We start from the raw sequence: 23,500 nt of genomic DNA on the forward strand, positions 1-23,500 counted from the left end.
GGTGGTGGACCCTGAACCCTCGCGTGAACCAGCGGCCGATGGCGAGATCGGCGATGGCCTCCATTCCGTTCTCGCGTACGGTCCGCGCCCGCTCGGCAAAGTCATCAGGGCGCGGCATCCGCGCCGCGGTGCAGCAGAGCACCAGGCGATCGATGCGCTCCGGCGCAGCCGACGCGATCCACATGCCGACCATCCCGCCCAGCGAGAGCCCGCAGAAAGACACGCGGTCGAGCCCCAGACGGTCGAGCAGATTGACCGTGTCCCGGCCCAGCTCTTCGATCGTGTAAGGGCCGGGCGGCACCGGTGATCCGCCGTGGCCGCGATGGTCGTAGCGAACCACTCGGAACGCTTGCGAAAGGGGCGCGACTTGCGGGTCCCATTGCGCCAGCGACAGGCCGAGCGCATGCGAGAGCACGAGCACGGGCGCACCCGGCGGCCCGTCGACGCTGTAGTTGAGATCAATCGCCTTCGGTGCGGCCATACTCCTTGCGCAGGCGGTCCTTTGCTACGCGATGCGTGGCGGTTGTCGGCAAGGCATCACGAAAGTGGATGCGATTCGGCACTTTGTAGGCGGCGAGCCGGGTCGCCGCCCAGGCCTTGAGTGCGGCCTCGTTTGACTCTACCCCGTCGCGCAGAACCACGACGGCAACGACTTCATCTTCCAGCAATCCGGCCGGCACGCCGAAGACGGCGGCCGCCCGGACAGTCGGATGGGCCAGCAGGGCATCCTCCACCTCGGCGGGCGCAATGTTCTCGCCCCGCCGCCGGATCATGTCCTTGAAGCGCGCGGTCAGGAACACGTCGCCGTCCTTGTCGCGGAAGCCGGCATCGCCCGTGTGCAGCCAGCCGTCCCTGATGGTGGCCGCGGTGACCTCGGGCGCGTGCCAGTACCCGGGCGTCATCACTGGGTTGCGGAAGCAGAGCTCGCCAACCTCGCCCGGTCCGACATCGCCGCCCTTCGGGTGGACGATGCGCAGCTCGTTTTCGAAGGCACGCGACGCCGGCTGCCGCGGACGCCCGATGCTGCCGGCCTTCATGCGCGAAGTCGGGCTCTCGGCACAGCCGAAGGGGTTCTCGCTCATCCCGTAGCCGGTCAGGATGCGGACCTGGAAGCGGGCCTCGAGCTGATCACGCTGCGCCGGGCGCGGCCCAGGCGCGGCGTAGATTGTGCGCAGCGGCGATTCGACCCAGGTGTTTTCCGGCTGTGCCGCCAGGAACTCGAGCATCGCGCCCACGACGTTGACGGAGGTCACCTGGAGCGCCTGCGCGTCGCGCCAGAACGTCGAGGCGTGGAACTTCGGTGTGAGCGCCACGGCGAAGCCATGCGCCAGCGCGGTCATCAGCGAGTAGGCCTGGGCGTTGATGTGAAACAGCGGCAAGCAGGCCCATAGCCGTTGCGGGGGTTTGAGACCGATCCAGCCCGGAAAGGATGCGCCGGTTTCCGTGTAGGCGGCGTGTCTGACCATCACCCCCTTGGGGCGGCTGGTGGTTCCGGAGGTATAGACGATGGCGGCGATCTCGAGCGGCTTCGCGGCGTAGGCCGGCGTGTCGGACTCGATAAACGCGGCATCCAACGCACTGACGTCTTCCTTCATAAGGGTGACCGCCGGCTGCAGGTCGCCCCGCACGTAGTCGACCTCGGCGCTGGTCAGCTCGGGGTTGACGGCCGCCGGGATCCCGCCCGCATGAATCGTGCCGAGCCAGGCATGCACCAGCGACGGCGAGTTGGATGCCGCCATCAACACCCGGTCGCCCGGGTGCAGACCGCGACGGCGCAGTTGCTCAGCGGCCGAGCGCGTGGACCGCGCCAGCTCGCGGAACGATTCGGACCCCTCGGTCGTGACGATGGCGGGCGCGTCGCCGAAGCGCTGTTCGGCCGAAGCGAGCAGCTCCGGCACCGTGGCGAAGCTCAATCAGCGTCCGAGCCCAGAACCTCTCGGGCGACCTTGAATGCGGTGTGCGCCGCCGGGATGCCACAATAAACGACCGTCTGCAGTAACACCTCGCGCAACTCCGCGACCGTCACCCCGTTTCGGATGGCGCCGCGCAGGTGGAGGGCCAGCTCGTCCGGCTTATTGAGCGCCACGGTCATGGCGACAGTGATACAGCTTCGGGTTTTGCGGTCGAGTCCAGGCCGGTCCCAGATCTCTCCCCACGCGTACCGGGTCATGAGGTCCTGGAAATCCTTCGTCAACGGTGTGGTTCCTGCCTGGGCTCGATCGACATAGTCGTCGCCCAGTACCTCGCGCCGATTTTTCATCCCGCGCTCACGACGCTCCTCGTCGTTCATTCCACTCCTTTGTACTTCCGCGTAGCCCGGTAATACCCCAGTGCGCCGTCGATCAGCCGTGAAGACGCGCCGATGGCATTTGACGGCTCGAGCGCTTGCGCCAAATCGTCGCCGCTGAGGTGGGCAGTTATGGCCGGATCCACCCGGAGCACCTCTGCGAATGGCCGCCGGGATTCCGACGCTTTCGCGATGGCGGCCTCGACCAGTCGTCGCGCGGTTAGCGTATCGGTTCGCTCGGCCAGCGCCATCATCACCTGTTCCGACATGATCAGGCCGCCGCTGACATCGAGGTTCTTTCGCATGCGCTCCTCATCGACCTCCAGGGAGGCCAGCAGCCGAGCGAGGCGCGATGTCGCACCGCCGGCCAGGCTGAACAGCTCGGAGACAGCGTGCCATTCCGCCTGCCACGCCCCTGCCGCGCGTTCGTGCTCCTGGAGCATCGTGCCCAGCAACACGCCGGCCTGGGCGTTGAGACCTCGAACCGCTGCGAGGATCTCGACGGCGGCCACCGGATTCTTCTTGTGCGGCATCGCCGACGACCCGCCTCGACCGGCAACCGGGCGTTCGCGGGCTTCATCGACCTCCGTCTGGGACAGCAGGACGGCGTCGAGCGCGATCTTTCCGGCAACACCGCCGGCGATCGCCACCACGGAGCCGAGGTGCGCGACCCGCGTCCGGTCCGTGTGCCAGGGCAAACGCGGACTGACCAGGTTGAGATCGGCGGCCAGATTGCGCATGACCTTCAGCCCGCTGTCCGACAGGGCCGCGAGCGTTCCGACGGATCCTCCCAATTGGACGGCAAGGGAAAAGTCCCGCATGCCGATAAGCGTGTCCCGGGCTTCCAAGATCGCGATCAACCAACCCGCGGCTTTTAGCCCCAGCGTCGTCACCGACGCGTGTTGCAGCAACGTCCGGCCCGCCATGACGGTGGCCCGGTGACGATCGGCCAGCCACGCCGCTAATGCAGCCGCTTCGACGAGGTCCTTCAGCAGGACGTCGATCGCGCGTCGCGCGATCACCATCATCGCGGTGTCGAGAATGTCCTGACTCGTGGCGCCACGGTGGACGTGGGGCACGGCTTCTTTCGAGACTCGTGCTCGCAACGCCTTGATGAGAGGCACCACCGGGCTGGCACTGTCCACCGCCTCGCGACCGATTTGGTCGACGTCGAACTCGCCGACCCGGGAATGCGCCGCGATGTCCTCGGCAACCTCCACCGGGATCAGGCCTTCTTTCGCTAGAGCCCTGGCCAGCGCCGCCTCGACGTCGAGCATCGCCTGCACCCAGGCGCGGTCCGAGACGGTGGCCATCATCAACTCCGTGCTGAGGCTCGGCCCGAAGAGCGCGTCAGATGGCAAAGAACACCGTCTCCCGCTCGCCCTGCAGCCTGATGTCGAAGTGCAGCACGCCACCGCAACTCTTCGCGATGAGCGTCTCGCGGCGCGCCGGCCCGACCAGGTTGAGAACTGGATCGGTCGCGTTGGCCTCGGTCTCGTCGGGAAAATACATCCGCGTCACCAGGTGACGGAGCAAGCCTCTCGCGAACACGGTGACGTTGAGGTGCGGCGCCTGCATGCGTCCGTCGGGCGCCGGCGTTGCGCCGGGCTTGACGGTCAGGAAGCCGAACGCGCCTTCGGAGTCCGTCCGGCTCCGCCCAAATCCCGGCGTCTCGCCATCGCCGGCTCGGCCGTAGCGGCCTCGCCCGTCCGGCTGCCAGATTTCGAGGAGCGCGTCGGGGACCGGTTGGCCATTTCCGTCGAGGACCTGGCCCTCGATGCGCATCACGCCGGCCGATCCCGGCGTGACGATCTGCTCCCCTTTTTCGAACGGCAGTCCGACACCGAAGAACGGCCCGACCGTCTGCGACGGTGTCAACGGACCGTTCATGGCTCGTCCTCGAAGGGCGTCGCGGCCCGGCCGCGCAGCACGATGTCCCATCGATAGGCGAGCGCCCACTCGGGCACGGTCGTCTCCGGGTCGAACTGCGACACCAGGCGCTCGCGGCCGGCTTGATCCGGGATCGATTGCAGGATCGGGTCCCGCGGCATCAGCGGGTCGCCGGGGAAGTACATCTGCGTCACCAGCCGGCTTCGGAACTCGCTGCCGAAAAGCGAGAAATGGATGTGCGCCGGACGCCAGGCGTTGCGATGGTTCTTCCAGGGGTACGCGCCCGGCTTGATCGTGATGAAGCGGTAGCGACCGTCGTTGTCCGTCAGGCATCGACCCGCCCCACTGAAGTTGGGGTCGAGCGGCGCCGGGTGCTGGTCGTCCTGGTCAAGGTAGCGGCCGGCCGCGTTCGCCTGCCAGACTTCCACGATCGTGTTGCGTATCGGTCTTCCATCGCTATCGAGCACCCGGCCGGTGACGATGATCCGTTCGCCGATTGGTTCACCGGCGTGCTGCCGCGTGAGGTCGTGGTCCAGCTCGGCGATCGTCCGTGGAAACAATGGCGCGGGGAAATCGTGGAACCCCTCGGGAAGGCTGACCAGCGGCTTCGCCGGCGCGCGCAGGCGGGTCCCGACGTAGTCGGGATAGAGATACGGGGGTTCGCGCTCGTCTTCGTTCATCGATGTAACCAATAGCCGACGGGAAAGACCTGCAGGTGCAGGCGGCTGCTGACAAGGCCCCAGATCCCCTTGGGCAAGAACATGGCGACAGCGACCGCCAGAGACCCGAGCAGGATCAGGTACCAGGCGCCGTACTGGGCCAGCACCTGCTGGATGATAGTGAAGATCGCGGTGCCGACGATCGGCCCCTCGATGCTGCCTACACCTCCGATCAGCGCCACAAAAATCATCTTCGCCGACCACCCTACGCTGAAGATCGAACTGGCGAGGACGTTGAGCTGGCTGATGATCAGCAGCGCCCCGCCCGCCCCGCACCCTGCGGCGGACACGACGTAGACGACCCGCTTCGCCCAGGTGACGCGCACACCGGCGCTGCGCGCCGCCACCTCGTTGTCGCGTATCGCGGTCAGGTCCAATCCCATCCGGCTCGAGAGAAGCAGGTAGGTGGCGAGGAGCGCCGCCGCGGCCACCGCGAGCGCGCTCCAGTAGGTCAACGCCTCACGGAACACCGGGTCCATCAGCGCCAGGCCCGGGAGGCTGGTCCCGGTGCCGCCACCCAGCGAGCGGACGCGCACCAGGACGAGGAAGAAGACTTCCGCCACGACCCAGGTGCCGATCGCGAAATACTCCGCGCGGAGGCGGAAGACGAGGAACGACACCGGCACCGCGATCGCGCCCGAGACGAGAACCGCGAAGGGGATCGCGAGGTAGGGGTTGACCCCGTTCTGCGCCAGCACCAGCACGGTGTAAGCGCCGACGCCGATGTAGGCCTGCTGTCCGACCGAGATCAGCCCGCAGTAGCCGGCGAGCAGGTTCCACATGCTGGCCAGCACCAGCAGGATGAGGGCGTTGACGAGGAGATCGGTCACGTCCGCGTAGACGACGTAGGGGAGGGTCGCGAGCAGGATGACCACGACCACCGCGCCGATCAGCCCCCACAGCGCGGTTCGGCGGGACCGCGTGACGCGCACGGCCGCCGTCCCGCTCGCAGGGCCGGCCGTGGTGGGCGAGATCATGTGGCCAGCCGAGCCCGGATCAAACCCTGCGGACGCAGCGCGAGCACCGCGAGGAAGACGAGGTGGCCGGCGAGCACGCCATAGCTCGGATCGATCTGGCCGCCGATCGCCTGCGCCACGCCGAGGATGATGCCGCCGACGAGCGTCCCCCAGAGCGAGCCGACGCCGCCGATGATGACCGCCTCGAAGGCGAAGATCAGCCGGGCCGGGCCGGCGCTCGGATCAAATGAGGTCGAGCTTCCCAGCGCGAGGCCGGCGAGGGCGACGGTGGCAAAGGCGATCGCGGCGGCGATCCCGAACACATGGCGTGTGTTGACGCCCGCGATCCCCGCCGCCTCCTGGTCATCGGCCGACGCCCGAATGGCGCGACCCATCGCGGTGCGCGAGAGAAAGAGCTGCAGGCCGGTAAGGACAACGACCGCCGTCAGGAAGATCATCAAAGGCACATAGCCGATAGAAAGCTCGGGGCTTACGCGCAGCGCGGCCGAGATCAGGCTGCCGAGATCGAACGAGTGACTGTCGGCGGATGCGATGACCAGCAACAGGTTCTGGATGACGACGGAGAGCCCAAAGGTCACGAGCAACGTCGTCAAGGGCGAGACGTCGAGGCTCTTCTGGATGATCAGCCGCTGCACCACGTAGCCGAAGACGGCGAAGAGGGGCGCGACGATGACAAATGTGAGCAGCGCGGGCACGTGCGTTGTCGAGATCACGACCAGCGCGAGGTAGGCCGCCAGCACCGCGAAGTCGCCGTGCGCGAGGTTGACGACGCGCACCACCCCGAAGAGTAGGGACAGACCGCAGGCGAAGAGCGCGTACAGGCCCCCAATGAGGATCCCCTGGACGATGGCGTTGACCCAGTTCATCCGGCGCTCCGGGGGCCAGAGCGTGCTACCAGACCGAAGTAGGCGGCTTCGATCGTTGCCGTGGTCGCCGCCGCCGGCGTGCCCTCGAGTGTCGTGCGACCCTCGAGCAAGCACTGAAATCGATTCGCGACCCGCAGTGCCTGGGCGACGTCCTGTTCCACGAGCAGGACCGCCATACCGTCCTGAACCAGCCCGGGCAGCACGCCGTAGATGCGCCGAACCATCATGGGCGCCAGCCCGAGGGACAGCTCGTCGAGGAGCAGCACGCGCGGGTTCGCCATCAGGGCGCGTCCAATGGCAACCGCCTGCTGCTCGCCTCCGGAGAGGTGAACGGTCGGCTCGCGCCGTCGATCGCTCATCCAAGAAAAGAGTTGAAAGACCCGGTCTAGAGTCCACGAGCCGGGCCGTCCCGCTGATCGGCCAACCAGTAGCGTCTCCTCGATGCTGAGCGACGGAAACAGACGGCGGCCTTCGGGGACGAGCGCGATCCCCTCGCGGACCCGGGCATGCGGCGGCAATGCGGTGATATCCCGGCCGTCGAGCCGGATCGAGCCGGCGCTCGGCCGATGCAGGCCGATAACGGTGCGAAGGAGCGTCGACTTGCCCGCGCCGTTGGCGCCGATGATCGCGAGGGTCTCGCCCGACGCCACCGTGAGGCTGATATCGGTGACCGCTTGCAGGAACCCATGTCGGACGGTCAGGTTGCGAACCTCAAGCATCGATATCGACCCCCAGGTACACCTCCTTCACCTCCGGGTTGGCCAGGACCTCGTCCGGTTTTCCTTCGGCGATCAGCCGGCCGCCGGCGATACAGATGATGCGGCTGACGGCGCTGGTCAGCGCATGCACCACATGCTCTACCCAGACGATCGCCACCGATCGCTGCCGCACCCGCTCGACGATCTCGACCAGCCCCGCCACTTCGGGGTCGGTCAGGCCGCCGGCAACTTCGTCCAGCAAGAGGATGCGCGGTTGGGTCGCCAGCCCGCGGGCCAGCTCGAGGCGTTTCCGTTGCACCAGCCCGAGGCGTCCGGCCGGATGGTTCGCCTCCTGTGACAACCCGGTCTCCTCGAGGATCCGGGCTGCGGCGGCGTAGCCCTGAAGGCGAGAGAGCTGGCCACCGCCATAGGCCGCCACCAGCAGGTTCTCGAAGACGGTCATGTTCTCGAATGGACGCGGCACCTGGTACGTTCGCGCGATTCCCATGCGACACCGACTCGCGGGATCGAGCCGAAGGACGGATCGCCCATCCAGGCGGACGTCACCGGCGTCGGGCTTCAGGTCGCCGGCGATCATCGCGAACAGCGAGCTCTTCCCGGCGCCGTTCGGCCCCACGATTCCAACCGTCTCCCCCGCCGTGAAGCGGAGCGAGAGGCTCTCCGCGACCGTGATCTGACCGAAGCGCTTGCTGACGCCGGCCAGCTCGAGAAGGGCCGCCTCCGCCGTCATGGATTGGTCGGGACGAGGTCTCCGTTCACGGGAACGTTCTTGTTCGCGCTGTTGTCCACCACGACCATGCTGTACGGGAACTTACTCCCCTTCTTCCACTGCACCCCGACCGGCTTCTGGATCGCAATACCCGGCATCGGCCCCTTGGTGAAGTCGAGCGGACCGCTGATCCCCGTGTAGTTCATGGTCTTGAGCTGCGTCGCCACCGCGGTGCGGTTGTGCGGATCGTCGACGGCGGTGAACGCCTTGTGGGCGATCTCGAAGAGGGAGTGCACGGACCCGATGCTCTGCACCCACTGCTTGCCGGTGGACGCCTCGAAGGCATCGGCGAACTGCTTGGCGGTCTGCCCGGTGAGGGTCGAGGAGTAGGGATGGTACGGCGTCCACCAGGCATCGGTTGCGACATTGTTGACGAGGTCGCCGATGGCGACCGTATCCGCCGGAAAGAGCAGCACCTTCGCCACCGTCGCAAGCTTCGGCTTGAAGCCGGCCGTGGCCGCCTGCTTCCACATCGTGTTGAAGTCGGGCGGGATGGGCGCGTTCGTGAACAGACTGGCGCCCGCGCTCTTGAACTTCGAGATCTGGCTGCTATAGTCGGTCGTCCCGTCGGTGTAGGCGCCACCGTCGACGTTGCGGTAGCCCGCCTGCGCGGAGTAGAACTCGAGACCGGTCTTATTGTCGCGAAACGCGTCGCCGTCGGCGTCGTGCGGGTAGGTGAAGGCGACCACCTTGTTGGTGTTCATCCGATCCCACATCGGGATGAAGCATTCTCCGAACTGCTGCATGCCGAAAAAGAACATCGTGGTGAAGTTGAAGCCGGTCCCGGGCTTCCCGCCGCGGGCGAAAAACCATGCTTCCCACGGCACGATCGTCGAGACGCACGGAATGCCTTGCGCCTCACACACATCCGCCACCGGGTTGGTCGTCTCCGGGGTCGAGGACGTCAGGATGAGGTCGGCTTTGTCCGTCAAGATCAGCTCACGAGCCACCTGCGACGCCCGGGCCGGGTCGGACTGCGTGTCTTTCACGACAATCTTTACGTCGAAGGTCTTGCTGCCGAGCTTGAATCCGTTCTTATAGGTGGACGTGCCTCGCACCTGGTTGAGGACGAAGTTATCCCCCGAGGCAAACCCGGCCAGTGCGCCGGTTTGCGGGCTGACGTAGCCGATCACGATGGTGCCGGCGCTCGGGGTGCTGGCGCCCTTGATCTCGCCACAGGCGGCGAGCAGGTCGGCCGAGCCGAGCATCAGCGCGCCCCCTCCGATCGTCTTCAAGACCTGCCGGCGGCTGACTCGCCGCTCGAATGACAACCCCTGGTCGGCCATGTCCGCTCTCCCTCCCTTCTTCAGGGCTTCAAATTCGTCAGTACACGGAATATAGTTTCAGAACCGGCCTATGTCAACCTCGCATGAAGACCTGCGCCGCCACCCCGGTCACCTGATTCGGCGCGCCCAGCAGGTCCACTACTGGCTCTGGAACGCCGAGGTCTCGCCCGAGGTGACCTCGCCCCAGTTCGCTGTCCTCTACGCGCTGCGGGCAGAGAAGAACATCGACCAGAAAACGCTGGGCGAACGGGTTTCACTGGACCGCTCGACGACGGCCGAAGTCGTCGCCCGCCTCAAAGCCCGCGGGATGATCCAGCGCATCCGGGACCCGCGGGACGCACGACGCAACCTGCTTCGATTGACGGCGGCGGGTCAGCGCACCACCGAGCGCTTGATCCCGAAGGCCGTCCGCATGAACCGGCTGCTGGTCTCGGCGCTGTCCGAGCGCGAGCGCGCGGAGCTGCTGCGGATGCTCAACCTCGTGGTCGACGCCGACGAGCGCCTCCGCAATGAGCGCTCGCTCCCGCTGAGGGAGGGCCGGAGTGGGGGCGAAATTTCTGAGGCCGGATGACTCAGGTCGGCATCATCGGCGCCGGTCCGGCCGGGCTCATGCTCTCCCATCTCCTGCACCGGCAGGGCATCACCTCCCTTGTGCTCGAGCGGCGCAGCCGCGATTACGTCGAACGCCGGGTACGGGCGGGTGTCCTCGAACAGGGATCGACCGATCTCCTCGCCTCGACCGGCGTTGGCGGTCGCATGCAACGGGAGGGCCTCGCCCACGATGGCATCAAGCTTCGCTTCGCTGGGGAGGAGCACCGCATCGACTTCCGCCGGCTCACCGGTCGGGGCATCACCGTTTACGGCCAGCAGGAAGTGGTCAAGGACCTGATCCAGCAACGCCTGGCGGACGGTGGCGAGATCTGGTTCGAGACCGAGGCAACCGCCATCGAGGACATCGATGGTGACCATCCGCGCATCGCGTACCGCCGAAACGGCGAAGAGGCAACCCTCAGCTGCGAGTTCGTGGCGGGCTGCGATGGCTCACACGGCGTCGCACATGACGCTTTCCCTGCCCCGCTTACGGGGGAGGGTCAGGGTGGGGGCCCCCGCATCTACGAACGCTCCTACCCCTTTGCGTGGCTCGGCATCCTCGCGAAGACACCGCCCGCATCAAATGAGCTCATCTACGCCTACCACGAGCGCGGCTTCGCCCTGCACAGCATGCGATCGCCCGAGATCAGTCGCCTCTATCTGCAGGTCGACGCCAACGACACAATGGACGCCTGGCCGGAAGCGCGAATCTGGGACGAGCTTCGCCTTCGCCTCGCCGAGCCGAAGCTCCAACCCGGCGAGATCATCGAGGATGGCATCACGCCGATGCGCAGCATGGTGATGGAGCCGATGCAGTGCGGCCGCCTCTTCCTCGCCGGCGACGCCGCCCACATCGTCCCCGCGACAGGGGCCAAGGGTATGAACCTCGCGCTCGCCGACGTCAGGGTGCTCGCGGACGCCCTGACCGCGTGGTATCGATCAAAGTCACGCGACCTGCTCGACCACTACTCCGAGCTCTGCCTGCGGCGCGTCTGGCGCGCGGAGCATTTCTCGGCGTGGATGACGGCGCTGCTCCACCGCGACCCCGCCGGCGATCCCTTCGATCACAAACTGCGACTGTCCTACCTGCGGTACATCGTCACGTCTGAGGCGGCGGCGACCACGCTGGCTGAAAACTACGTCGGTTTCGAGGGTGCGTAGCCAGTGCTACGCTTCAAGCGAAACAAGGAGGAGGCGCGATGAGCACAGTCGTATCTGATGAGAAGGCGACGGCGAAGACGGCCCCCAAGGAATACAAGCAGTTCATCGGCGGCGAATGGGTTGGAGCGTCGAAGGGCGCCACTTACCAGGACCGTAATCCGTTCACCGGCGAGCCGATGGCGACCATCCCGGCCTCAACTCGCGAGGATGCCAAGCGCGCGGTGAAGGCGGCGGCGGACGCGTTTCCTGCCTGGTGGAAGACCCCGCCCGGCGCCAAGCAGCGCCTCTTCCTGAAGGCGGCGGACATCCTCGAGCGGCGTCAGATGGAGGTTGTCGGCCTGCTCGCCGCCGAGACCGGCTGCACCTTCGGCTTCGGCATGTTCCAGACGATCTTTACGCCCAACCTGCTGCGCCAGGTCGCCGGCCTCGTCTACCAGCCGATCGGCGAGATCCTCCCGGCCGACTTGCCGGGCGCCTTCTACATGGGGGTGCGCCAGCCCGTCGGCGTCGTCGCCGGCCTCGCGCCCTGGAACGCGCCGCTGATCCTCTCGCTCCGATCGATCGCGACACCGCTCGCCTTCGGCAACACCGTCGTGCTGAAGCCGTCGGAAGAGTCACCCATCACCGGCGGCATCCTCTACGCGGAGATCTTCGAGGAGGCCGGCTTCCCACCAGGCGTGGTCAACGTGATCACCCACGCGCCCGGCCAGGCCGAGCCGGTCGTCGACGAGTTCATGGAAAACCCGAAGGTTCGCCGCATCAGCTTCACCGGCTCGACGAAAACCGGCCGGATCCTGGCGGAGAAGGCGGCCCGCCAGCTCAAGCGCATGGTCCTCGAGCTGGGCGGGCAGAACCCGCTGATCGTGCTCGCCGACGCCGATTTGGAGTACGCCGTCAACGCGACGGCCTTCGGCACCTTCCTGCACCAGGGGCAGATCTGCATGTCCGCGCGACGGATCATCGTTGAGCGCCCGGTCGCGAAGGAGTTCACCGAGCGGCTGATCGCCAAGACGAAGGGCCTCAAAGTCGGTAGTCCGACCGAAATGGACACCATCATCGGGCCGCTGATCAACAAGCAAGCGCTGGACAATGTGCGAGCGCGCGTTGACGAGGCGGTCAGCCACGGCGCCAAGGTCCTGACGGGTGGCAAGGCGCAGGGTGCCTGTTACGAGCCAACGCTGCTCACGGACGTTCCCGCCGATGTCGCGATGAGCCGGGAGGAGACCTTCGGTCCGGTCGCCACCATCACGATCGTCGAGAATGCCGACGAGGCCGTCCGGGTTGCGAACGAAACATCCTATGGCCTATCCGCCGGAATACTGACGCGCGACGCGGATCGCGGGATGGCGCTGGCGGAGCGGATCGAGGCCGGCATCGTCCACATCAACGACCAGCCGGTCAACGACGAACCGCAGGTCCCCTTCGGCGGAGTGAAGGACAGCGGCTACGGCCGGTTCGGCGGCGGTGAGGCGATGCACGAGTTCACCGAGATGCGCTGGGTGACGGTGCAGGGCCAGGGAGGACGGCCCTTCCCCTTCTAACGACCTGCGCCCCTAGTTAGTGCGGGTTCTACTGCCCGCCGCCGCGGCGAGCCTGGGATTGTCGTCCGGACGGGTCAATCCCAGTGTCTGGTGCAAGCGCGCCATGCGGCTGCTGACCTCGCCCTCGCTGATGCCCAGGTAACTCGCAATGCCCTTGTTGGGTAGGTCGCGCTCAATCAGCCGAAGCAGCTGGAGCTCGGCGCCCATCAGACGGCTCCGCAGCTCACCGTCTGTGAAGCGATGCACCCAGGCTGACCTTGTCACTCACCTCAGTCTGTCACACTTCGGCATTCTTCGTGTGTTCACTTAGCGTGAAGTGCGCCGACCACCTCGGCGGCCGTGCTCACCCAGCCGAAGAAGGTGGTCACGTTATAGACGGTCGCCCGCTGGATTTCTGGCGACCCGGCAGGCATGGTCGCGTCCTCGATCATCACCGGCCAGTACTCGTGGAAGTAGGCGTCGCGCAACGTCGACTCGACGCACACGTTGGAGGCGATCCCCGCCATCAACAGGGTACGGATGCCGCGGCTCCGAAGCAGTGCGTCAAGCGGTGTCCCGGCAAAACCGCTGTAGCGCGACTTGGTGATCACCGGGTCCGATCGCGCCGGCGCCAGCGCGTCGACGATCTGGAAATCCCAGGTGCCGATGGTCAGCAGTTTGCCGCGCAGCTCGGGACGCTCGCGCATCAGGCACAGGGCGAGCTCCTTGCGCGGGTTTGGCGAATCCTCGCCGCCAGCGGTCGATTCATCAGGCGGGTAACCCATGACCAGGTAGATGACCGGGACGCCGGCGGCACGCGCCGCATCGACGACGAGCCGGGCGTTCGCCACCGCCTCAGCCGCCGGTTTGACGTCGATGCCGGCCAGATCCAGCATCCCGCCGGGGCTCGCGAAGGCATTCTGCATGTCGACCAGGAGGACGGCGGTGTGCTCCCGGTCGATTTCGATCGGCTCTGGCCGCGCCGGCAAGGCGATCTTCACGCTGGCAGGATAATCTCACGTCGATGACGCGAGGCTCGCAGCTCGAGCGACTCGGCGCCGGGATCCACGGATTGCTGACGAGCAACCGCTTCTACCGTGAACGACTCCATCCCGTCCGCACCCGGGATGATTTCGAGCGACTGCCGCTCACGACGAAAGACGAGATCACGGCCGACCAGCAGGCGAATCCGCCGTTTGGCACCAACCTCACCTTCCCCATCGACCGCTACAGCCGACTGCACCAGACGTCGGGCACGAGCGGCACGACGCCGCTGCGCTGGCTCGACACCTCCGAATCCTGGGATTGGTGGGTTCGGATCTGGGCCGATGAGGTCTACCGATCGGCCGGGGTGCAGCTGCACGACCGGATCTTCTTCGCCTTCTCCTTTGGCCCGTTCATCGGTTTCTGGTCAGCGTTCTCCGGCGCCGAGCGCCTCGGCGCGCTCGTTATCCCCGGCGGCGCGATGACCACCGAACAGCGACTGCGGACCATGCTCGAACTGCGCGCAACCGTCCTTTGCTCGACGCCGACCTACGCGATCCGGATGGCCGAGGCGGCGCACGCCGCCGGCATCGACCTTGCCTCGAGCGACATTCGGATCACGGTTCATGCCGGCGAGCCCGGCGCAAGCGTGCCCGCCACTCGCGACTTGATCGAGCGATCGTTCGGCGCACGGAGCTTCGACCACACCGGCATGACCGAACTCGGTCCGACCGGCGTCTCGTGCGAGGCCCGCGACGGTGTCCACCTGATCGAGTCGGAGTTCATCTTCGAGGTCCGAGACGATGCCGGCGCGGTGCATTCGTTGCCGGAGACGGGAACGATCACCGGGGAGCTGGTGGCGACGAACCTCGGCCGCTGGGGATCGCCGCTGATCCGTTATCGCACCGGTGACCGCGTCGAGGTGACGCGAGCCGCATGCGAATGCGGCAGCCCGTTCGCCAAGATGCTCGGAGGGATCCGCGGCCGCGTCGACGACATGTTCACGGTGCGCGGCGTGAACCTCTATCCGTCGCAAGTCGAGGACCTGGTCCGGCGGCATCCGGTCATCGGAGAGTTCTGCATCGAGGTCCGCTCCGTCCGCGGCATGGAAGAGGTAACCATCCTCTGCGAGTGCGACGGCAATGACGGCGAGGCGGTGGTCGCGCGGCTTGCCAACGACCTGCGCCTGGCACTTGGCGCCCGGATCGAGTGCCGGCAGGTGGCGGCGGGCTCGCTGCCTCGGTCAGACCTCAAGTCCCGCCGCCTCCGCCGGGTCTAAAGCTCGACCGCCTACATATTCGGGCAGTTCATGTTGCCCGAGCCACTGCCAGGGCTCGGCGTGGTCGGTGATGCGCCGGTCGACGGCGACGTGCTAGGCGAAGCACCCGTCGATGGGCCGACGTCCGGGGAAACCGTCGGCGCCGGTGTCGTCGCCGCGTGCACCGCGATCGTGCCGAACCCGCCGGCAAGCCCAACTGACGCAGCGACCACCATCTTCGCTATCGGACCCCGAAGCCATCCGATGTTGTTCATCGCGTGATCACCTCCCTGGTGACAATGCGATGGCCGATCGCCACCGGGTCGAGCATGGAGAGGGGCGCCTTTCAGATCCATGACGAATTGGTGAGGACATCCTTATATAAGGGCGCTTCTCATCAAGCCGTCATCGAACTGAAAGGTCTGGACGTACAGCATGTCGGCACGGTGCGTGCTGCACTTCCCTCCCGAACCGATCTCGAATCATCAGAGACGCACGATCACTCGCAAAGCCCTGCCAACGCGAATCTCCTCTGGGTGGTCGCGGGCAGCGCCCTCCTCGGCGTCGGGCTCGCGATCGTGTGGTCGCCCAGCTTCGTCGATCAGACCATTGGCGAGAACGGTGCGACGACGATCCTCGGCTACGACGTCACGGCGACACCCATCGGCGGCGTGCTCATGGCGATCGGCTTCGCCTTTATCTCCGGTTTGACCGGTACCTTCACGGCCTGTAACGTGGCGGGCTTGTCCGCGATCGCGCCACTCTCTGCCGGCCAGCAACTATCGTTCGCGTCCGCCCTGCGGTCGCTCGGCTGGCTGGCGCTTGGCACCAGCCTGGTGGCCGGTCTCTACGGGGCGATCGGCGCGCTGGTCGGTCCGAACATCCCGCAGCTCTCCCACGCCCTGATCGGCCGTTTCCCGATCCGGCTCATCCAATCGAGTGTGGTCTTTGGAATCCTCGGGCTGGTGCTTTTGGCCATGGGGCTCGCCGCGCTGGGCGTAATCAGAGTTCGGGCCCCGCGGCTTGGCGGCCGCTATGCCTCGACGCGACTGATTCTCATCGGCGGGCTGATCGGCGCCTTTCTCATCGGACGTCCGTTTGCTCTCTTCGTCAAGATCTTTCAGTACGCGGCGGCGACCCGCAACCCGGGGCTCGGCGCACTTGTCTTCGTGCTCCAGAGCCTCGGCAATATCGCCGTGCTCGCGCTTGTCTTCGTCGCCATTGCGGCGGTGGGCCGCGGGCGGCTCTTACGCTGGCTCGCCGCGCGGCCCGATCGACTCGCTCGCTTCAATGCCATCGCCCTGCTCGCGGCCGGCACGTTCCTCATCGCCTACTGGTGCGTGCGGCTTCCCGCCGCGTTTGGGATCGGCTGGTGGCCGAGAGTCCCGTGGTCATAGGATTCAGCGAGCCAGGCGGAAAAACGAAGCACGACGTTCACTCGCGCGACCAGCTCGGCGGCCGGTAGCCAGGCGTCGATGTAGTAGTCGGCGCCGGCGTTGAGGAGCCTGATGCACTCCTGGCTATTCGGCGACCCGCTGACCGCCACGATCCAGCGGTAGCCCTGACGGTGCAAGTTCCAGCAGGTGGCGGTCGGGTTGCGATCGGCGATTCGTAGGAGAACGACCTCGGCTGGTGCGACGTCGCCCAACTCGGCGGCCGAAGCGGTGCGAACACGGAAGCCGGCCTCGCGCAAGACCTGGGCCATCCAGGGAGCGGCGCCCTCCAACCTATCGCGGACGAGCAGCAGTTCGGTTTTCACAGGCTCACCCCTCCGTCGATCGACGGCAGGATTAGCTTGACCTGGTCGATCGGGATGGCGAAGCCGACGCCGACGTTGCCGTCAACCGGGCTTTCGATCGAGTTGTTGATACCGATCACCTGGCCCTGCGCATTGACGAGTGGCCCGCCAGAGTTGCCTGGATTGATCGCGGCGTCGGTCTGAATCAGACTGCTACCCGCTGCCGACCCGCTCTGGCTGAGGTTGGACACGATCCCTTCGGTCAACGATCCGGACAATCCGAATGGTGAACCGATGGCAAAGACGGTGTCACCGACCTTCACGCTTGCAGAGCTGCCAAGTGTGAGCGGATGGAGCGTGGACGCGGCGACTGACACCCGAATGACCGCCAGGTCAGCACTGGTGTTCGAGCCAACCAGCGTCCCTGTCGCGGTTGTTCCATCGCTAAAGGCGACCTGGATCTGCTGAGCACCCGAGAGTACGTGGGCGTTGGTCAGGATATCGCCCTTGGTATCGAGCACGATCCCCGAGCCAATGGCCTGGCCATTGCCCAGGTTTACGGTGATCGTCACGACTCCAGGCGAGTCCAACGCGTAAACGGCTGTCGCCGTGGTTGACGCGGAGCCCGTCGACGTCAAATTCGTTGGCAGCGCGGTGCTCGCCGACGCTGTAGCTGCACCGTGACCGATAAGCGCCGCCGCGGCGGCGCCTGCGCCCGCGCCACTGGCAACGGTGACGGCGGCAAGCGCGACGAGAAAGCCACGCCGAAAGGATCGCTTTGGCGGTGGCGTGGTTGGCGGTGCGGCCGGTGCCGCTGATTGCGAAGGGCTCTCGAAGTATTGATGGGCGACCATTGTGATTCACCTCTGATGGTTTGTTGATGTGCACTCATCGTCGGCGTGTTGACCTTGCGATTCCGTGACGGCATTCGTCATCGTTTCGAAAGGTCGCCGTGCCGAAGATGGTCTACATGCGATCCGCAGTGGCGACAAGACGACGATTCCTAGCCGTTGGCGGAGTGGCCCTTGCCGGCGCGGTGCTCAGCCGTAACGTTGGCGCCGAAATCATCAAGGACGTGAGCGCGGGCTTTGGTGCTGCCGCCCCCACCCTGCCCTCTTCCGGCGGGGGAGGGATAAATTCCACGGGCGTTACGACCGCCACATCGGCCCCCACAGCGACTCCAACCCCGACGCCGACGCCGACACCGGCACCGACACCGGCGACGGTCACCATTCCGGTGCCGGTCTTCCAGCAGAGCATGGTGCTCGATTGCGAGACGGCCGCGCTGCAGCAGGGCCTTGCCTATTACGGGATCACCGTCAGCCAGTCCCAGCTGTTCGCCGGTGAGTTCGCCGACGTCCGGCCACCGGTGATGGGCCCGAACCACACGGTTCTTCGCTGGGGCAATCCTTATACGAACTTCGTCGGCTACGTCAACGGCAGCGACTGGACGCCCACCGGCTTCGGCGTTTACTGGCCGGTCATCTTGCGGCTCGCCCATACCTACGGCCTACCGAACGCGATTGGCGGCGAGGGCTTTGCGCCGAGCCGGATTTACAGCGAGCTGGCTGCCGGGCATCCCGTGCAAATCTGGATTCAGACGCGATTCGCCCGCGTCCCGCTTGGCACCTGGACCGCCTGGGATGGCACCCAGGTCCGCTATTCGTACGCCGAGCATTCGGTGACCTTGAGCGGGGTTTCCCCCACCCAGGTGCGAGTCAATGATGTCCTCAACGCCAGCCAGTACTGGGTCGACAAGGCGCTCTTCGAGGCCAACTTCGCCGACTTCAACAATATGGCCGTGATCTTCCAGTAGGTATCCTTCATTTGATGGCCGAAGCGACAGCAGCGATGGTCGTTCCCACCTTCAACGACGTGCTCGCGGCGCGCGAGCGCATCAGCCCGTACCTGCAACCCACCGCGCTGCACCGCTATCCGGCACTCGATGCGCTGGTCGGCACCGAGACCTGGGTCAAACACGAGAACCACCAGCCCATCTGCGCCTTCAAGATCCGGGGCGGGATCAACCTCGTGTCGCAGCTATCCGACGACGAGCGGCGCCGCGGCGTGATCACCGCGTCCACGGGGAACCATGGGCAATCGATCGCCTACGCGGCGCGACTCTTCGGGGTCCGCGCCATCGTCTGCGTGCCCGAGGGGGCGAATCCGGTCAAGGTCGCCTCGATCCGCGGCCTCGGCGCCGAGATCGTGACCCACGGCGTCGATTTCGATGAGGCTCGGGTGCAGGCCGCCCGTCTGGCCGAGGAGCACGGCTACCGCTACATCCATTCCGGCAACGAGCCGCACCTGATCGCCGGCGTCGGTACGCAAGCGCTGGAGATCCTCGAGAAGCAGCCTGACATCGAGGCGATCATCGTCCCAATCGGCGGCGGCAGTGGCGCCACGGGCACATGCATCGTCGCCAAGGCGATCAACCCGAAGATCCAGGTGATCGGCGTGCAGTCAGCCGAGGCGCCGGCCGCCTATAAGTCGTGGAAAGCGCACCAAATGCTCGAGGACCGGATGGGCACATTCGCGGAGGGCCTCGCGACGCGCAGCGCGTTTGAGTTGCCCCAGCGCATCCTCTGGGAGACGCTCGATGAATTCGTCCTGGTTCCAGACGCCGAAATCCGCCCAGCGGTTCGACTCATGATCGAAACGACGCGCAACCTGACTGAGCCCGCAGGCGCGGCGCCACTGGCAGCCGCGCTCCAACTCAAGGAGCGGCTCAAAGGCAAGCGGGTAGCGCTGATTCTGAGCGGCTCCAACATCACGCCGGCACAGCTCCGCGAGCTGCTCGCCGGCTAGCTGCGCTCCAAGACGACGATCGGAATCTCCCGCTTCGTCAGCGTCTGTTGCTGCTCGATGTACGGCACCAACGGCGCGAGCTTCTCCCGCTCCTCGGGCCCAGCCGTCCGCGCACGCACCTTGAACTTGTCCGGACCAACCTCGAGGGTCGCGATCGGGCGCGCGAGCAAGTTCTGGTACCAGGCCGGGTGCGACGGCGCGCCGTTGTTGGAAGCGATGACGACGTAGCGATCGCCATCCTTCCCGAAGCCAAGCACCGCCGTACGTTCCTTGCCAGACTTTGCCCCGGTCGTGGTCAACAGGATCAGGGTGCGGCCCGCCAACGGGCCCGTGAGCTTCCCCCGATTGGCACGGAAGTCTTCGATCACATTGCGGTTGAACACGTTCATATCCGATGGGATTTGTGGACGCGCTGACCGTTGCGGTTGTTCTTGACTCATCTCTTTTGACCTTACCGTGGGTTTCGCTAGCGGCGCAAGAGCGCATCTCGTAATTTCACCCGGGCGCCGAGTCGGAGCACCGAGTTGGAGTAGATCCGTGCGGCGATCCAGGTCGCCGCCGCGCTCGTCACCAGCGTCAGCCCAACCGACAGGGCTGCCTGCCACGGCGCAATGTCCCCTGTGGCCATCCCGGTTGGGAGGATCACGGGTGCGAAGAAGGGAACGAAACCGAGGGCGACGCCCGTGCTCGACATCGGCGTTCCGTCGAACATCGGGGTCAATACCCCGATGGCGACAAACCACGAGAGGATCGCAAGCATCGTGATCGGCAGGACAACGCTCTGGACCTCTTCCTGACGGGAAACAAGCGAACCCGCGGCGGCGAACAGAATGGCGTAGAGGAAGAAGCCCAGGATGAACCAGAGCAATCCGGCGAGGATGACGCCCGCCCCGGCCGCCGGCGCGGTGAAGACGCCGCCCACGGTGGCCGCGATGAAGGCAAAGACACCGATCACCGTGAACTGAAACAGCCCCACCAGCCCGATGCCGATTACCTTGCCGATCAGTAAGTGGATGGGCTTCACCGTCGACAACAAGATCTCGACGATGCGGTTCGCTTTCTCCTCGACGACACCCTGGGCAATGAATGCGCCGTAGGTCAGCATCGCGATATAGAGGAAGAGGGCGACAATGAAGCCGGCGGCGACCAGCTCGAGACGTTGCCCGCTCGCGGGTTTGAGCGATTGCACATGGACGGTTGCACTGGCGAGATTGGCCTCGACAGTCGCCGGATTGAGGCCGGCCGCGGTTAATTGACTCTCGAGTGCTCGCTGCCGAACCAGCGCCTGGAGCAAACTCTGGAGGGTCGTGCTCAACTGGTCAGGGACCAGCACCTCCGGGGAGGTTGCAGCGCCGCGCACAAGCGCATCGAGGGTGCCCTTACGGACCTGGCCCTCGGCCTGGGTTTCATCAGTTACCGGAGCTCGCTCGACTGCGATCCCGAGCGCCTTGGCGGAGGCGGTCAGCGGGTCCGCGAGGCTCTGCGCCTCACCGAAATAGGCGAACTCGTAGGTTTTGCTGGGGCCCTGCTTGCTCAGGACCAGATTTTGAAAGACGAGATAGCCGACGATCGCGACCAACACGAGGGCGGTCCCGATGATGAAGACGCGGGTTCGCACGCGGGTTACGAACTCTCGGCGCGCGATCAAGGCGACGGCCCTGGCCGAGCTGCGCGGATGGCGGTCGAGCGGGTCGTTCACGCGGCTCGGGTCTCGGCGATGACGTGGCGGAACAGCTCGCTCAGGGGCGGAATGTCCCGCCGGAATTCGTGCACGGGTCCCGTCGTGAGGGCGGCGCGCAGCACCGCCTGGTCGTCTGTCCCGTCGGCGAGCTCAAGCAAAGAGCGTGAGCCGTCGCGCCGCACCAGCTTCACGCCAGTCAGGCGCGCGGTCCAATCGTCCGCCGCCATTGGCGCGTCGACCCAGTAGCGCGCGGGTCCGCTGCTGCGCAGCTCGGTTACGGTGCCCGTCACCACCATCTGGCCAGCCTTGATGATTCCGACACGATCGCAGAGCCGCTCGACGATGTCGAGCTGATGGCTGGAAAAGATCACCGGGATGCCGCCGGTCGCCCGCTCCCGCAGAACCTCGCTCATCACGTCGACGGCGACCGGGTCCAGCCCGGCGAACGGCTCGTCGAGCACCAGGAGCTCTGGTTCGTAGACGAGCGCCGCGGCAAGCTGCACCCGTTGCTGATTGCCTCGGCTCAGCTTCTAGACTTCATCGTTGCGCCGCTCGCTCAAGCCGAGGCGATCGAGCCAGGCTATCGCCGAGCGACCCGCGGCTGCGGGTTCGACGCCGTGAAGCTGGGCGAGATAGACCAGCTGCTCCAGGACTCGCATCTTTGGATAAAGACCGCGCTCTTCCGGCATATAGCCGAAGCGGCGGTGGGTTTCGAAAGTGACCGGCGCGCCACCCCAGCGCACCTCGCCGGAGTCGGCGGCGAGGACCCCCATCACGATCCGCATGGTTGTCGTCTTCCCGGCACCGTTGGCGCCTACGAATCCGAACAGCTCACCGGTGGCAACCTGCAAGCTCAGATCTCGCAGGGCGACGAGATCACCGTATCGCCGAACGAGTCGTTCGACCTGGAGCCTACCCTCTGCCAAGATTCCGAGCGTAACCGATCGAGCGCGAGTTAGGATCGGTGCAATGAAGACTAAGCCTGTTAATGCGGCGGCGCAGGCCTTAATCGAGGCCGGGGAGGCCCTTCAGCGCTTGGCATCTGGTCCCCTTGGATTGGGCCCCAGCTTCCTCACAACGGGGAAGTACGCCCGCGAAGCCGGAGAAAAGTTGGTTACCGCGGGCGAGCAGTTGAAGCTGGTGGCAGATGAGCCAACCGCAAACGACCGTTAGTCCTATTTGACCTGGATTATTCCGACGCAGTTCTTGCCCGGGTCGATGAACCAGGCCATCAAGGCAAAGCCGACGTCGGCAATGCCGTCGACGGTCTTGAGGCCAGGCGTGTCGTAATCCTCGATCTTCACGCCGCGCCTTCGGAGCTCCGCGACTTCGGCCCGGACATCTTTCACGCGAAAGCCCGCCTGAGTCTGATCGTCTTTGGTGCCGACGGTGCTCTTGCTAAGAGTCAAGTCACTATCGCCGCCGCATTTGAAGACCACCGCTGCCGGACTGTCATTGATGATCTTCAAACCAATCTTGTTGGCCCAAAAATCTTTGGAAGCCTCCAGATCTGGCGCCAGCAAAACGACGTTGACCGGATAATCGCCGAGCACGATTCGATACTAGCGCCTCAGGCGCGGAAGCAGCCTCGCTAGGAGCAGCGCGATGCCAAGCAGCACCAGCCCCGAGATCACGAGACTCACGGCGAAATTGAGGCTGCTCTGGAAATAGCGGAACTCGATGTCGAGCACGAACGCGAACAAGCCGACGCCACCAGCGAACGCGTAGCCGGCACTGCCCCGGATGACAGACGCAGCAAAGGCGGCCCCGGCGAGCAGGGCGCCGAAGATCTCGAGCGGAAGGTTGCCGTCCTGGGCCGTGATGAAGGCGGTGACAATCGCCATCGAAGGCCCGGCGAACGCCAGCACCTCCCGTCGCCCATATCACTTTTTCCTGCCGGCCGTATTCTGCGGTCGCCACCAGGATGGCGGCGGTCGCGAGGAAGACCAACTCGACCGCCCATCCATGCTCGAGCTGCAGCCACGCGATGGATGCAATGGTGGCGATGAGTAGGGACAGACTGAGCGCCGCGGCCAGCAGCCCTGAGCGCAGGCGTACCAGGGAGACCGCGGCGAGAACCGCCGCCACCGATGCCGAAACCAGGAGGATGCGATATCCGGTGTGCGGAGGGATCGAGCCATTAGGACCGCCGAGAAGCTCGGCCTGGAGCTGCCCGGTGAACAGGCCGATGGCCGCGACCGCGAGTGTCACAAGACTGGTTTGCGCCCGACGGGCACGCGCCCGCT

The 23,500-nt window shown here is 65.9% G+C and carries 29 protein-coding genes and 1 pseudogene; 10 read left to right on the forward strand and 20 right to left on the reverse strand.

The genetic code is table 11. From position 1 onward, the window contains the following. The 11 genes from VHK65_09080 to VHK65_09130 form a co-directional block, all read right to left on the reverse strand. Positions 1-481, reverse strand: a 481-nt coding sequence (locus VHK65_09080; GenBank protein HVS06301.1) for an alpha/beta fold hydrolase, incomplete at its 3' end; no start/stop codon positions are given. Then, on the reverse strand, positions 459-1,913 hold the full coding sequence (locus VHK65_09085) for an AMP-binding protein (GenBank protein HVS06302.1): 1,455 nt from the start codon (positions 1,911-1,913) through the stop codon (positions 459-461). The genes VHK65_09080 and VHK65_09085, both read right to left, overlap by 23 nt. Next, the gene (pcaC, locus tag VHK65_09090; protein HVS06303.1) at positions 1,910-2,290 is read right to left on the reverse strand and encodes a 4-carboxymuconolactone decarboxylase; all 381 of its coding nucleotides are present in this window, start codon (positions 2,288-2,290) and stop codon (positions 1,910-1,912) included. Before pcaC ends, VHK65_09085 begins: the two co-directional genes overlap by 4 nt. Continuing rightward, a complete protein-coding gene (locus tag VHK65_09095; GenBank protein HVS06304.1) occupies positions 2,287-3,648 on the reverse strand; it encodes an adenylosuccinate lyase family protein in 1,362 nt (453 codons plus the stop codon). Before VHK65_09095 ends, pcaC begins: the two co-directional genes overlap by 4 nt. Further along, positions 3,638-4,177, reverse strand: a complete 540-nt coding sequence (pcaG, locus tag VHK65_09100; GenBank protein HVS06305.1) for a protocatechuate 3,4-dioxygenase subunit alpha — start codon at positions 4,175-4,177, stop codon at positions 3,638-3,640. The genes VHK65_09095 and pcaG overlap by 11 nt, the downstream gene beginning before the upstream one ends. Beyond that, positions 4,174-4,857, reverse strand: a complete 684-nt coding sequence (pcaH, locus tag VHK65_09105) for a protocatechuate 3,4-dioxygenase subunit beta (protein HVS06306.1) — start codon at positions 4,855-4,857, stop codon at positions 4,174-4,176. The genes pcaG and pcaH overlap by 4 nt, the downstream gene beginning before the upstream one ends. Next, entirely contained in the window at positions 4,854-5,873 is a 1,020-nt protein-coding gene (locus tag VHK65_09110; protein ID HVS06307.1) for a branched-chain amino acid ABC transporter permease, read from the reverse strand. Before VHK65_09110 ends, pcaH begins: the two co-directional genes overlap by 4 nt. Continuing rightward, the gene (locus VHK65_09115; protein HVS06308.1) at positions 5,870-6,739 is read right to left on the reverse strand and encodes a branched-chain amino acid ABC transporter permease; all 870 of its coding nucleotides are present in this window, start codon (positions 6,737-6,739) and stop codon (positions 5,870-5,872) included. Before VHK65_09115 ends, VHK65_09110 begins: the two co-directional genes overlap by 4 nt. After that, positions 6,736-7,464 (reverse strand): ABC transporter ATP-binding protein, encoded by a 729-nt coding sequence (locus tag VHK65_09120; GenBank protein ID HVS06309.1) that lies wholly within the window; start codon positions 7,462-7,464, stop codon positions 6,736-6,738. Before VHK65_09120 ends, VHK65_09115 begins: the two co-directional genes overlap by 4 nt. Beyond that, a complete protein-coding gene (locus tag VHK65_09125; GenBank protein HVS06310.1) occupies positions 7,451-8,188 on the reverse strand; it encodes an ABC transporter ATP-binding protein in 738 nt (245 codons plus the stop codon). The genes VHK65_09120 and VHK65_09125 overlap by 14 nt, the downstream gene beginning before the upstream one ends. Continuing rightward, complete coding sequence (locus tag VHK65_09130) at positions 8,185-9,513, reverse strand: ABC transporter substrate-binding protein (GenBank protein ID HVS06311.1); 1,329 nt, start codon at positions 9,511-9,513, stop codon at positions 8,185-8,187. Before VHK65_09130 ends, VHK65_09125 begins: the two co-directional genes overlap by 4 nt. 70 nt (positions 9,514-9,583) lie before the next feature. Here VHK65_09130 and VHK65_09135 point away from each other — a divergent pair, with 70 nt between their 5' ends. From VHK65_09135 to VHK65_09145, 3 genes are read left to right on the forward strand one after another with little or no spacing between them, the layout of a single operon-like run. Further along, the gene (locus VHK65_09135) at positions 9,584-10,084 is read left to right on the forward strand and encodes a MarR family winged helix-turn-helix transcriptional regulator (GenBank protein HVS06312.1); all 501 of its coding nucleotides are present in this window, start codon (positions 9,584-9,586) and stop codon (positions 10,082-10,084) included. After that, complete coding sequence (locus tag VHK65_09140) at positions 10,081-11,265, forward strand: 4-hydroxybenzoate 3-monooxygenase (protein ID HVS06313.1); 1,185 nt, start codon at positions 10,081-10,083, stop codon at positions 11,263-11,265. Before VHK65_09135 ends, VHK65_09140 begins: the two co-directional genes overlap by 4 nt. A gap of 38 nt (positions 11,266-11,303) precedes the next feature. Then, on the forward strand, positions 11,304-12,806 hold the full coding sequence (locus tag VHK65_09145; protein HVS06314.1) for an aldehyde dehydrogenase family protein: 1,503 nt from the start codon (positions 11,304-11,306) through the stop codon (positions 12,804-12,806). A 12-nt stretch (positions 12,807-12,818) separates the two neighbouring features. Here the strand turns inward: VHK65_09145 and VHK65_09150 are convergent, their stop codons facing one another. After that, complete coding sequence (locus VHK65_09150; protein HVS06315.1) at positions 12,819-13,070, reverse strand: LuxR C-terminal-related transcriptional regulator; 252 nt, start codon at positions 13,068-13,070, stop codon at positions 12,819-12,821. 38 nt (positions 13,071-13,108) lie between these two features. Next, a complete protein-coding gene (locus VHK65_09155; protein ID HVS06316.1) occupies positions 13,109-13,786 on the reverse strand; it encodes an isochorismatase family protein in 678 nt (225 codons plus the stop codon). A gap of 23 nt (positions 13,787-13,809) precedes the next feature. On the opposite strand from VHK65_09155, the gene VHK65_09160 reads away from it, so the two are divergent. The 3 genes from VHK65_09160 to VHK65_09170 are packed head-to-tail and all read left to right on the forward strand — an operon-like array spanning position 13,810 to position 16,424. Continuing rightward, positions 13,810-15,048: a phenylacetate--CoA ligase family protein gene (locus tag VHK65_09160; protein HVS06317.1), complete on the forward strand. Its 1,239-nt coding sequence runs from the start codon at positions 13,810-13,812 to the stop codon at positions 15,046-15,048. Positions 15,049-15,078: 30 nt separating this feature from the next. Further along, the gene (locus tag VHK65_09165) at positions 15,079-15,309 is read left to right on the forward strand and encodes a hypothetical protein (GenBank protein ID HVS06318.1); all 231 of its coding nucleotides are present in this window, start codon (positions 15,079-15,081) and stop codon (positions 15,307-15,309) included. Then, positions 15,306-16,424: a hypothetical protein gene (locus tag VHK65_09170; protein HVS06319.1), complete on the forward strand. Its 1,119-nt coding sequence runs from the start codon at positions 15,306-15,308 to the stop codon at positions 16,422-16,424. Before VHK65_09165 ends, VHK65_09170 begins: the two co-directional genes overlap by 4 nt. Here VHK65_09170 and VHK65_09175 read toward each other — a convergent pair. Both VHK65_09175 and VHK65_09180 read right to left on the reverse strand, forming a co-directional pair. Continuing rightward, complete coding sequence (locus VHK65_09175; GenBank protein ID HVS06320.1) at positions 16,358-16,786, reverse strand: hypothetical protein; 429 nt, start codon at positions 16,784-16,786, stop codon at positions 16,358-16,360. The two genes, VHK65_09170 and VHK65_09175, sit on opposite strands and share 67 nt — an antisense overlap. Further along, positions 16,783-17,619 carry a trypsin-like peptidase domain-containing protein gene (locus VHK65_09180; protein ID HVS06321.1) on the reverse strand — a complete coding sequence of 279 codons (837 nt, stop codon included), beginning with the start codon at positions 17,617-17,619 and terminating at the stop codon, positions 16,783-16,785. Before VHK65_09180 ends, VHK65_09175 begins: the two co-directional genes overlap by 4 nt. A 164-nt stretch (positions 17,620-17,783) precedes the next feature. Here VHK65_09180 and VHK65_09185 point away from each other — a divergent pair, with 164 nt between their 5' ends. Both VHK65_09185 and VHK65_09190 read left to right on the forward strand, forming a co-directional pair. After that, positions 17,784-18,581, forward strand: a complete 798-nt coding sequence (locus VHK65_09185; GenBank protein HVS06322.1) for a C39 family peptidase — start codon at positions 17,784-17,786, stop codon at positions 18,579-18,581. A 14-nt stretch (positions 18,582-18,595) separates the two neighbouring features. Beyond that, positions 18,596-19,573 carry a threonine/serine dehydratase gene (locus tag VHK65_09190; GenBank protein ID HVS06323.1) on the forward strand — a complete coding sequence of 326 codons (978 nt, stop codon included), beginning with the start codon at positions 18,596-18,598 and terminating at the stop codon, positions 19,571-19,573. Here the strand turns inward: VHK65_09190 and VHK65_09195 are convergent. The 3 genes and pseudogenes from VHK65_09195 to VHK65_09205 all read right to left on the reverse strand — a co-directional run bounded on the left by VHK65_09195 (position 19,570) and on the right by VHK65_09205 (position 22,180). After that, complete coding sequence (locus tag VHK65_09195) at positions 19,570-19,962, reverse strand: nitroreductase/quinone reductase family protein (protein HVS06324.1); 393 nt, start codon at positions 19,960-19,962, stop codon at positions 19,570-19,572. The two genes, VHK65_09190 and VHK65_09195, sit on opposite strands and share 4 nt — an antisense overlap. Positions 19,963-20,039: 77 nt before the next feature. Continuing rightward, positions 20,040-21,272 (reverse strand): ABC transporter permease, encoded by a 1,233-nt coding sequence (locus VHK65_09200; protein ID HVS06325.1) that lies wholly within the window; start codon positions 21,270-21,272, stop codon positions 20,040-20,042. After that, positions 21,269-22,180 (reverse strand): annotated as a pseudogene (locus VHK65_09205) (ATP-binding cassette domain-containing protein). Before VHK65_09205 ends, VHK65_09200 begins: the two are co-directional and overlap by 4 nt. Positions 22,181-22,223: 43 nt before the next feature. Here VHK65_09205 and VHK65_09210 point away from each other — a divergent pair. Further along, the gene (locus VHK65_09210) at positions 22,224-22,427 is read left to right on the forward strand and encodes a hypothetical protein (GenBank protein HVS06326.1); all 204 of its coding nucleotides are present in this window, start codon (positions 22,224-22,226) and stop codon (positions 22,425-22,427) included. A gap of 2 nt (positions 22,428-22,429) precedes the next feature. On the opposite strand, the gene VHK65_09215 is transcribed toward VHK65_09210, so the two are convergent. Together VHK65_09215 and VHK65_09220 are read right to left on the reverse strand one after the other, a co-directional pair. Beyond that, a complete protein-coding gene (locus tag VHK65_09215; GenBank protein ID HVS06327.1) occupies positions 22,430-22,807 on the reverse strand; it encodes a VOC family protein in 378 nt (125 codons plus the stop codon). A gap of 9 nt (positions 22,808-22,816) precedes the next feature. Next, positions 22,817-23,098 (reverse strand): hypothetical protein, encoded by a 282-nt coding sequence (locus VHK65_09220; protein ID HVS06328.1) that lies wholly within the window; start codon positions 23,096-23,098, stop codon positions 22,817-22,819. On the opposite strand from VHK65_09220, the gene VHK65_09225 reads away from it, so the two are divergent. Then, on the forward strand, positions 23,085-23,267 hold the full coding sequence (locus tag VHK65_09225) for a hypothetical protein (GenBank protein HVS06329.1): 183 nt from the start codon (positions 23,085-23,087) through the stop codon (positions 23,265-23,267). The genes VHK65_09220 and VHK65_09225 overlap by 14 nt on opposite strands. The last annotated feature ends 233 nt before the right edge of the window (positions 23,268-23,500 follow it).

Source organism: Candidatus Dormiibacterota bacterium, assembly GCA_035544955.1.
In the GTDB taxonomy this organism is placed as follows: domain Bacteria; phylum Chloroflexota; class Dormibacteria; order CF-121; family CF-121; genus CF-13.